The following is a 10566-nucleotide window of genomic DNA, read 5'->3' on the forward strand; positions in this document are numbered from 1 at the left end:
GACCTGCTCCAACTCCACCGGTTTCACTCCAGCAGCAGATCACACCAGCACCCTGACCAGCCACAACGACACACCTAACAAAGCACTACTAGGGCCTTGAACCCCCACGTGTCCGAGGGGCGAGTTGCTCACTATCCACACGCCTTTGGCTGAAGTAGTGATTGGTAGTTGAGTGTGTTTGTAGCCGGTAAGTGAGTACTTCCATGTCAGGAAGGATCGAACTAGCTCCTGACCGGGCGCTTCTCTGTTTCTGCAGGCTTTTGTCTCTCGTTCCTCGTAGTTATGGGCTTTCACGCCGTTAGCGCTCGACGGGTTCGGGGCGGTTGAGCTCGTCCGCGAGCCCTTCGACGGGCTTGGTGAGGTATGGGTCGCGCTCGATCCACCGTTTTCCTTCTGCGGCGATGCCTTCCAGGATGTGCAGGGTGTGGGTGAACCCGGTGACTTCGAGGTTCATCTGTGCGACCACGTGCGGGCTCTCGTCGGGGGCGGCCTGGTCGCTGGTGGGGTCGGTGACGTGGATGCCGCGGGGTTCGCCGTTCATGAGGGTGAGTTCGAGTTCGCAGCTGAGGTCGGTCGGTGTCGCTACGTAGACCGAGGAGACGGCGTCGAAGCGGAAGTTGTTGCGTTCGATGTCGGTGAGGGTCATGTGCTCGAAGTCGATCGAGGTGCCCAGTTCACGCACGCCGTCGAGGGTGATGAGGAAGAGGCGGATGTCGTACTTCGCGTATCGTCGCGGGCCACCGCGGACTCGCGCGTGTTTGCTGTCCTTGACCGGTGTCTGAAGGACTGCGTGGGTGAGCACGTCACGCCAAGCAAGGCGGTAGTGGTGCAGTGCCCGTTCGACGACGATCGTCTTGTCGGCGGTCAGCCAGGTCTCCATTTCGGTTTCGGATGGCCGGGTCGCGTCCAGTTTGTCCTTCCAGCGCTGGTACTCGTCTTCGCGTGCTTTGTGTACCCTCTCGCGTTCGAGCTGGTCTTCCGCACCTCGTCGGCGTTCGCCGATGAGGTGAGACCAGCCACGGAGTGCGTAGGCCGTTCCGAGAAGCAGGACGAGAGTCGCGGCCACGGTGGCCAGGAGTTCGGTTTCAAGCGCCGCCGAGACGGTGTAGGAGACGAGGCCGAGAAAGGCCATTGTGGACAGTGTGCAGACGATCTTCGTGGAGACGGCGACCTGGTACCTTTCGCGGTACTCGAACAGCTCACCCTTGCGCCACTTGTCGCGCACATCCCGCGCGAGAAAGCGGACGAGCCACTTGACCCGGCCTGCGGGGACCCGGCTTTCGCGGTAGAGATCGACGATCTCGTTGCGTAACCACAATCGGATACCGGAAGTCGTCCTCGTCCAATTCGCACGGTCCACGTCCCCGGGCGGGTACCGGTTGAAGTAGTACTCGAATTGCTGGGTCACACTGGCGGCGAAGCCCTGGTCCGTGGTTTCCGTGGTCCCGCTCCGGCCCGCGTATCGCCGTTCGTGCTCGGCGAGGCGCCCACTGAGATAGCGCCACTGGAATCCGCTCCGGATCGCGAAGCACGCTAGGGCGAGCGCAGCCAGATACGCCACCATCGGCAGCGGTCGCGCGGTCAGGATGACCGCATTGGCCAGGTAGCCCGCTCCGAGGGCTGCCGCTACTGTGGCGAACCCGGCACGGAAGCGATCACGTGTCGCGATCGTGGCGGGCGTCGGTGGCCGGGTCCGGGGTCTGATCGGGGACGGCTCGAAGTAGGCCCAGACGCGGTTCTGCCGGTCGTGGCTTGTGCGTGTTTCTTTCGCGTGCCGACGGATATCGGCCCAGAACCGGTCTTTCAGGCCGCCGGTGAGTACCAGGTCCAGGTGGTGGATGACCTGCCCGCGTTGCGGTGACGGCAAGCCGGCCAGCTGCGTGAGCGCGTGCTCTGGATCTTTGTCGGTGCCGATGAGGTAGTCGAGCAGATCGTGTACTGCCGAGAGCGAGCGCGCCCACTCGTCGCCTAGGGGGTCGGCGCACCAGTACACCTCGGATGCCAGGCGCTTCCGTTCTTCCGGAGTGAGATCACGGTAGGAGCGTTTGCTGAGCATCGCGAGTACCCAGTGGAACCGGACTTCGGCGTTGTCGTATCCGTGGGCGCGTGCTTCGTCGATGAGTTCGCGAGCGCGGGTCGGGACGCCGTCCTGCAGATACGCGATGCCGACCTTGTACTTTTCCTCGGGTGGAGCGTCGGGTAGGACTTGATAGACCGTCGAGTTGTGGATTTCGCCGGCCTGCATGCCGACCGTCGAACTGGCTTCGGCCGTGTTCGTGGACTGAGTCGGTGAGATCACAAGAGCCCCTTCGCTGCCGCCACGAGTGCGGCGATTTTCGCCGCGGGGCCGACGAGTTCCGCGATCAGTCCGCCGAGCCGCTTGAGTGCCAGCACGAAGGTCTTTCTGCCCTCCGGCGTGTCGGACGCGATCGCCTTGTCCGCGATGTCGAGTTCACCGCGGGCGGCTTCGTAGGTGTCGTCGTCGAGCTGTCCGCGCGAGTGCTCCCGTTCGAGATCGCGGCGCAGGCGCGACAACTCGGCCGCGAAATCCGGGGCGCCCTCGGAGCGGGACGCGACGTTCTGCACGACGGTGCTCCCGGTAATGGTCCCGGCCTGCATCCCGACCGTGCCGGTCCCACGGTTGTGAACGGTACGCGGCCCGCGCGAAGAGTTCGCGTTGCGCATGGTGACGTGTTCCCCTTCTTTGAGTAGCTCGGTGGCGAGGTGGGCCGCGAATGCCGCGGCGTTCGCGGCGGCCCGTGGTTGCCAGTTCCGGTCTGCGGCGGAGTTCTTCGTTCCGTCGGCCTGATCACTGATGCCGCGCACGATGGCGACGTGGGCGCCGTTGAGGTGCCCTGCCTGCGCGACGCCTGCGGCTTCCATCTCGATGGCGAGCGCGTCGTTGAAGTGGTCGCGAATCCATCGCGCCTCGGCGGAAATGGTCGAGTTCTGCACGATCTCACCAGCGGCGATGAGGCCGAAATGGGCGTTCGTGCCGTCGGGGACGTCTCGCTTCCAGCCGCCGACGCGTGCGACGTGCTGCGCGATCTGGGTCACCTCGTGCGAGGTTTCCCACGTCCTGGGGCGGGCTTTGAGACCATCGTCCTCGCTGGTGCCGCCGTGGTAGGCGTAGACGTGAGTCGCGAAGACGACATCCCCGAGCGGGGTGCCCCACAGGGCCCCGGCGACACCGACGAACATCAGTGCGGCCGGGGAGAAGTGCGAGATGGCGCGTTCGGCCAGTACCGCGGCCGAGTGGTTGCCCTTGCCGGTGAGGCCGAGTGCGACACGGCACGATGTACCGCGAACCGTACCGACTTCAAATCGGGTACCGCGATCGTGCCGGTCCGGCCGTAGGTTCTCGAGCCGATTCCGGACCGCCTCGTACTCGGAATTCAAGGCGGTCAGCATCACCACCAGGTCGTCGGTCATGAGTTCCCCTCTCGTGTCGTCACTGCGGCGGGTCGCACCAGCGGCGGATGAAGTGTCGTGCGATCACCGGCCTTGAACAGCCGGGCGGGACGGCCTTTGCCGGTGCGGCGTTCGTCGCCGGCAGGCACGATGAAACCGGCGACGGCCTGGACCTTCCGGTAGAAGTTCCGCAGATCGAGCGGGCAGCCCCACACGGCCTCGTAGACCTGCTGCAGTTCGTTGATGGTGAAAGTTTCCTGGCAGAAAGCCGTTGCCAGCGCCGAGTGCTCGAGCTTCGACCGCGCTCGCTCCAGGCCATCACCGAGGATCTCGTCGTGGTCGAACGCCAGCCGAACCCGCCCGCGCAGGATGTCCGGCACCGGCGCCCATGCCGCATGGGCGGCGTCAGTGCCCGCCAGTGGCTCCGGGAGACCGGGAGCGATAGCCAGATAGGCCACCGAGATCACACGGCCGCGGGGATCTCGGTCCGGGGTTCCATAGGTACCCAGCTGCTCCAAATGCAGGTGCGACGCATCAAGATTCGCCTCCTCCCGTAGCTCGCGATGGGCTGCGGCGAGTACGTCCTCCCGGTCGTTGGCCAAGAAACCGCCCGGTAGTGCCCACGCGCCCTGGAAAGGCTCGATGCCCCGTTCGACGAGCAACACGTGGAGTGCCGACTCGCGCAGGGTGAAGATCACCAGGTCCACGGCCAGCAGCACCGGCGGGGGAGTCCAGTCGTCATCAGGCATGCCCCTGACCGTATTTACTGTCATATGGACAGTAAATACGGCGTTCGGGTGGTCTGTGATCGGGAGCTTGTCGAGGGGCTACCTCGGTGTTGTTCGTGTCCACCGGCGCGAGTCGTCGCACGACTCCGTCACGGATCTCCGTGATCTCGTGCGAGCGATCGCGATGTTCGTCGACTGGGGAGTTCCTGCTGAAACCGACGGTTCCGTCCTGAGTTGGGAGACTGGGCAGGAAGAGGCGTTGCTAGATGTCCTCGGCCGCTCCTGGCGGACCTGACGTCGCGATCGTTGAGCGACACCGCCGAATCGGCAAGGCCGGAACTGCCACGTCGAGCACTCCGGCGGAAGCTTGTTGAGAACCCTTTGGAGCGAGTGGTCTTGCCAACGCCAAACCTGATGTGCCCTGGCGTGAGCGCCAGGCCTGAGCCAAATGCTCGAGAGACCGCTCGTTTACCGTCGAAGCATCGATCTTCGATCGAGGGTTGTGAGTGCACCAGTACGATGTGAGCGCGTAGGGACGTGATCGAGTGGGGAGGGGAGAGGTTGCCTCTTGCTGGCGGAGCCGCAGACAAGACGGGCAACAGGTTTGAGCGCCGTTGGACGGTCTTGTCCTTGTTGGACGTGCTGGCGGGCACAGCGGACTGGCTGCAGGTCGAGGTGCCCGGGGATGCGGGAACAGGTGCGGAGTTCCAGCTCATGTCGAGCGATACGGCCACCTGGCACCAGGTAAAACGTCAGCGAGCTGCTGGACCTTGGACGATGGCCGCGCTGCACGCGGAGGGAGTCCTGGCATCGTGGTGGTCCAAGATCCAAGGTGGTAGTCGCTGCGCGTTCGTGTCGAGTACCGGCGCAGGGGAGCTGCGTGAGCTTGTCGAACGTGCGGCGGACGCGGAGGACTGGGCTGAGTTCGAACGGGATTTCCTCCAGTCGGCGAATCAGCGCAAGCGGTTCGACCGGCTGCGCGAGGCGTGGGGAAACCCCGAACCGGAGAAGGTGTATGAGGCCCTCACGAAGATCGAAGTCAACCTGATCGATGAGCCACACCTCAAGGAATTGACCGAGGCCCGGTTGATCTCATTGGTGGATGGGCAACCACCTCAGATCGTCGCGGCTCTCCTCGGCGATCTCGTCGACAATTCCGTCCACAAGCGACTGGCGGGCGAGGGTGTGTGGAATGCCTTGGCCGAGTACGGCGTGCAGCCGAGAACCACGGCGGGCAAGCGCCGGCCGGGGGCCAAGGATCCGGCTGGTGTCTTCGCCGATGTGCTCACGTATGGTTTTACCGGGCGGAACTGGCTGGTCGCCGAAATTGACCGGTTCATCGCGTCGCACGACAGTGGCTTCGTCTGGATCGAGGCGGACGCCGGCGTCGGCAAGACAGCTCTAGCCGCGCATCTGGTCCGGGAAAGAGGGTGGCTTTCCCACTTTGCCCGGTACGTCAAAGGCGACGCGTCCGCGGTGGCCTTGGGCAACCTGGCGGCTCAGCTCGCGACGCGTTACGGTGTCGCCCCACCGGCGGAGACGGTTAGCCCGGAGGATTTCGAATCACTGGTCGGGAAGGCTTCGGAACGGGCTTCCGAACCGCTCGTTCTAGTGGTTGATGGCGCGGACGAGGCCGAACGGCCGGACGGTCTCCTCCCGTGGGGGCTGCCACGCCTTCTGCCGGTCGGTGTGTTTGTCGTCGGCACCTATCGCACGGGAACCTCGCCGGGGCATGTCGATTCACCCTCGCGGGTCTTTTCGATCAACGCTCGTGGCGAACGCAACCGTGAGGATCTCGAACGCCACCTTGTGAAGGTCGCCACGGAGTCGGAGCTGACCTCTCGCCTGCGCGAGGCCGACGTCGACCCACATGAGTTCTCCACCAAACTCGCTGAACGCTGTGGTGGCGTCTGGGTCTACATGCGGTACGTGCTCGAAGAGATCCGCCTTGGACAGCGCCGAGCCGATGAACTGACTATGCTGCCGACGAGCCTGGGCACCTACTACCTCGATCACGTCCAGCGTTGGTCCGAACGTGCCGTTCTGGCGACGTTGGCGGTCGCCGCGGAACCGTTGACAACGCAGACCTTGGCCGGGCTGGCCGGTGTGAGTGACGACGTTGCTCGGCACTGGTGCCATCACGTGCTGCGCCCTTTTCTGACCGCAACCGAGGGAGCCCCGCGGAGGTTCGCGTTGCATCACGCGAGCTTTCGCGAGCTGCTTACCGGGACACCGGTGCCGGGCGCCGGTGACATCGCCTATTCGTGGGCGGAAACCCTGGCTGTTGAAGCGGTGAACGCGCAAAATCGGATCTGCGATCGCTACTTGACCGCTTTCCATTCCCTTGTGGACGATCCGGCCATCGCCGGGATGGACGACGGGTACGCGTTGCGCCACCTTGCGAATCACCTGTCTCAGGTCGGTCGTTTCGAGGATCTGGATCGGCTTCTCCGCCTTGAACGACCTGTCAATGATCACCATGCCACCAATGTGTGGCTGACCGCAAAGGGCGACGACCCTGCAGGCTTCCGTGAAGACGTGTTGATCGCCAAACGCTCCGCGCCGTCGCTCGGCTTAGAGCTGCGTTACATCCTTATCGCCGACGCGGTCGATATCGGTAGCCACGTGTTTTCCGGAAAGCTTCTGGCGGCGTTGCTCGAGTACGGGCTCTGGCCGCTGGACCGCGTATTCGCCAACGCATTGAGGATGCCTCGGACACTCGGTGAACTGGCTGGCCATCTTCCGGCGGAACTGCTCCCCGGTGCGCTGGACGCGGTCTGCTCAATCGGGGCCGACTGGCTGGAGGCCGAGGCGCTAGAGGCGATGGCACCCGCGCTATCGCCGGAACTTCTGGACGTAGCGCTCCGGCACACCTGGAACATGCGTAAGACCGACCACCGGGTTCGCGCCGAACTCGGTCTGTTCCCCTACCTGTCCGAAACTCAACAGCAAAGGACAATCGGCGCGCTGGCCGCCGACATCGAGCGCGCCGGCGGGCTGTACAGACTGCTTGAGTACTGGGTACGGACATTGGCCTGCTCGGCACACAGGAGCCTGGAAGATCAAGTCGGTGCCTTCGTCGCTGCCGTCGATGGACTCGATGACCGTCGGCGTATCGGCATACTCCTCGAACTTCCGGGCCGAACCGCTCCACTGCTCGCCTTGGACCTGGTGACGCAATTCGGCCTGGAGGAGCAGCGATGTGTCGAGGCTGCCCTCGGCCCACGTCTCGAACCGGCCACCGTGTTGACCGATGTGCTGGAGCTTGCCGACGAACGCACCAAGGCGTACTGCCTGATGTGGCTCGGCAAGGTCCTGTCTCCAGAGGAAGCGGGCCAGGCTCTCGACATGGCAACACGATTCGCTGATCCATTCGCGCGGATCGACGCTGTTGGCGCGCTGGTGGGCAGGGTACCTGAGGCGGCACGCGTGCCGGGGTTTCGAGCGGTGTTCGCCGTACTGCCCGAAATTCTCTTCCACAACAAGGCCATCGAAGGTCTCCTCGAGCACACGCCGGCCGGACCCCCAGACTTGCTCCTGGGCATGCTGGACAAGGCTTGGTCTCTGGGCACGCTTGCCTTCGGAAGAGTGATGAACGCCGTGATGCGCAACGTCTCGCAGGAGCACAAGGGCACAGTGCTGGAGCATGTCTTGGCGCTGTTTCGTGACGATTGGCGAGCGCACGGTAGAGAAGTTGCGGATCTGATAGAGCTGGCGCCTGCTTCGGACCGTCTCGGCCTGATCAAAGAAGGCCTGAGGATCGCCTTCAGTACCGAGACCGACGCTGCAACAGTTACGTCCGTGCTAAAGGCGTTGGTCCCCTTCGCACGTGCGAAGGACGCAGAGGTTGCGAGGGAACAGATCGCCTTTGCTGGTTGCGATGACCAAACTGACGTGGAGACAGCACTCACAGCGGTCGGCCAAGGGCGTGTCGGACCTCTGATTCGGCTCGCCTCCCAGTTACCGGACCCGGGTCAAGCGGCGAGCCTTGTGCTACGGGTGGAGGACCCGTACGGCCGAGGTCTCGCGTTGGCCGTTCTGAGTAAGCAGATGCCGCCTGAAGCCCGCACCTCATACGTCAATCATGCACTTGATGCGGCTGACCAGTGTGGTTCGACGGCGCGACACGTCATCATGTCGACGTCTGCCGACCTGTTCACCGTCGCGCAGCTCAACCGGGTGCTACGCACGAGGACGGACCCCGGGACACCGTCGGATGTCGCACTCACTCTGGCCCATCTTGCCCGGCACGAGGGCTTCCCGTTGACGCAGAGGGAGGTGCTGAGCGCCGTCGCCGAGATTCGGTCGCCCGGGGAACGTGCCCAAGCCTTGGCGGCGATCGCGGGGTACCTCTCCGGTACTGAGTTCGAACTTGCGGTGAAGCAGGCACGCGAGCTCGAGGAGGCCGCTCTGGTCGCATTGTGCCTGACGAGTCTTGGACGTTGTGGCAATCGGGCCGAGCTCATTTCCGAGGGCTTGGAGACCATCATGGGCAACGATCTTCATTCGTACTTCGGTGGGGGAACCCGCATGCCCACGTTGCCGAATAACGACATCCTCACTGGTTGCGCCGTCGCTCGTCCGTATGCAGGAGGATATCTGTTGCCCCGCCTGGTCACTGTGCTCTGCGAAGTCGGTACGCCCGAAGCGGACGCCGCGATCGTTGAGATGCTCCGGCGAGAACAATCGTTCAGATGGCACCTCTCTGACCTGCTCGAGGCCGCAGCACCTGCGTTGCCCCGGCTCCTCGGCGACGCCGGGGTCGGCGAGGTGATCAATGCGCTCAGGGACCTCCGGCGGTGGTGGCCTTGACTGTTCCGGACGGGACGCGGCTGAAGAAAGGCTCATGGTAAGACACCGGCTTCATGGAGGCGTAGCGCAGTCAGAATAAGCCCAGTGGTGCCAGCGGTTGCGCTGACTGCGAGAAGTTTAAGGACCCTGAATGCGTCGGCACGACGCTGTTTGTTGTGACAGGATATGGTGACGTGTGCTGAATACGCGATGAGCACCGCATAGCCGCCGACGAACCAAGCCCACATGGGCTTCCTTTCGTGGGTGGCGAACCGCGGCACGGACGTCGTCGTATTGCTCACTGGCGCGCGGTCTGTGTGGCGCGTACCGGGCCGGTGGCGTTCGTGACTGCCCACGCTGGGGTTCGCGAGGGTCATCGAGGTTTCAGGCGTCGGCCAGTGTGTGGAACATGGCCTGGGTTTCGGGGTCGGTCGAGTACAGGGCTGTTCCCTGCATGCCGTGGGTCAGCAGCACCATGTAGGTGTGCTTGATCAGCCGCTCGAACTCGTCCGGTTTGGCGCGGGCGACGACGGTGTCCTTGCTGGCGGGGGGCCACCCAGCGGTCGGTCCGCCAGACCAGGTCGGGGCCGAAGATCACGCCGTTCCAGTCGTATTCGAAGCCTTGCGCGGTGTAGATGCAGCCGACCTGGCCGAAGCCGGCGGGATCGGTCGCCCACAGTTGGGAGGCGGGTGCGCCGTTGACCCCGCGGTCACCCTTGACGTTCCAGGGACGTTTCCAGGATCCGATGACGACGTCGTCGACAAGGCCGTCGTGGGGGTGGGCGTCGCTCCAGGGCCAGCAGAAGCCCGCGGTCATCCGCGCGCCGAAGCCTTGTTCCAGTTTTGTGGCGAGATGGGCTTCGAGGTCGGCAGGGCTGTCGGCGACGGCCAGTTCGAAGCGGTCGTCTCCCGGCCATGCGGCGGGAGGGTTGCCGGAGAGGCCCAGCAGGTCCAGGACCCACTGTTCATAGGTGCGGCTACCGCCGCAGCGGAACTGACCGTCGAGATCGATCCGCCGGACGCGGGCGGCATCGATGACGCTCTTGCCGGAGCCCGGGCCACCGTTGACGATGATGACTTCTTTGCTGTCGGCCTCGCCGGCACGCCGGATCGCTCGCAGGACCATGAGGTAGGCGACCTGCTGCTCGTCGAGCAGCACGAAGCCGCGCTGGTGCTTGATCTCGTCGGCGGCGACCGCCATCAGCTGCTTGCTCGGCGCGATCCTGCTGTTCGCGAGGTCTTCCGCGGCCTGGACACCGGATTTGGGGGCAAGGCGGGTGTTCAGGAACGTTCGCAGGGCGGAGCGGTTCGACGCGGTGAACATCTGCCCGTACTGCCGGGGCGGCAGCTCGAGCAACGACTCGACCCCCGCGTCGTCGGCGGTGAAGTCGACGAGGTATTCGCAGTACTGCTCGACCTGCGCGATCGGGTGCAGCAACGCGCGCTTGGCTCCTGGCACGGTGCACAACCGGGGTTCGTCCTCGTCGACGCTCGCGCTGCTCCACTGTTTGAGCTCCACGACGACGTAGGACGACCTGCCGGGCTCTGTCATGATTTCCGTGTAAGCCACGGATGATTTCTTCTCTGATTCTAGTGGAGTGGCAGGCGGTCTGGGAAGAGTGCGGCGAGGGTGTTT

General features: G+C 64.3%; 5 protein-coding genes. 1 reads left to right on the forward strand and 4 read right to left on the reverse strand.

Annotation, left to right across the window (positions count from 1 at the left end):
• Positions 1-298: 298 nt before the first annotated feature.
• From ACZ6YV_RS44110 to ACZ6YV_RS44120, 3 genes are read right to left on the reverse strand one after another with little or no spacing between them, the layout of a single operon-like run.
• On the reverse strand, positions 299-2299 hold the full coding sequence (locus ACZ6YV_RS44110) for a hypothetical protein (protein ID WP_465515367.1): 2001 nt from the start codon (positions 2297-2299) through the stop codon (positions 299-301).
• Positions 2296-3432, reverse strand: coding sequence for a 5'-methylthioadenosine/S-adenosylhomocysteine nucleosidase family protein (locus ACZ6YV_RS44115; RefSeq protein ID WP_465515368.1), 1137 nt, complete (start codon positions 3430-3432; stop codon positions 2296-2298). Before ACZ6YV_RS44115 ends, ACZ6YV_RS44110 begins: the two co-directional genes overlap by 4 nt.
• A complete protein-coding gene (locus tag ACZ6YV_RS44120; protein ID WP_465515369.1) occupies positions 3429-4160 on the reverse strand; it encodes an NUDIX hydrolase in 732 nt (243 codons plus the stop codon). The genes ACZ6YV_RS44115 and ACZ6YV_RS44120 overlap by 4 nt, the downstream gene beginning before the upstream one ends.
• 609 nt (positions 4161-4769) lie before the next feature.
• Between ACZ6YV_RS44120 and ACZ6YV_RS44125 the strand changes: the two genes are divergently transcribed.
• On the forward strand, positions 4770-8951 hold the full coding sequence (locus ACZ6YV_RS44125) for a hypothetical protein (protein ID WP_465515370.1): 4182 nt from the start codon (positions 4770-4772) through the stop codon (positions 8949-8951).
• A gap of 352 nt (positions 8952-9303) precedes the next feature.
• Here the strand turns inward: ACZ6YV_RS44125 and ACZ6YV_RS44130 are convergent, their stop codons facing one another.
• Positions 9304-10449 (reverse strand): DNA/RNA helicase domain-containing protein, encoded by a 1146-nt coding sequence (locus tag ACZ6YV_RS44130; RefSeq protein WP_465515371.1) that lies wholly within the window; start codon positions 10447-10449, stop codon positions 9304-9306.
• Between the last annotated feature and the right edge of the window lie 117 nt (positions 10450-10566).

The organism is Amycolatopsis sp. NPDC102522 (assembly GCF_055584485.1).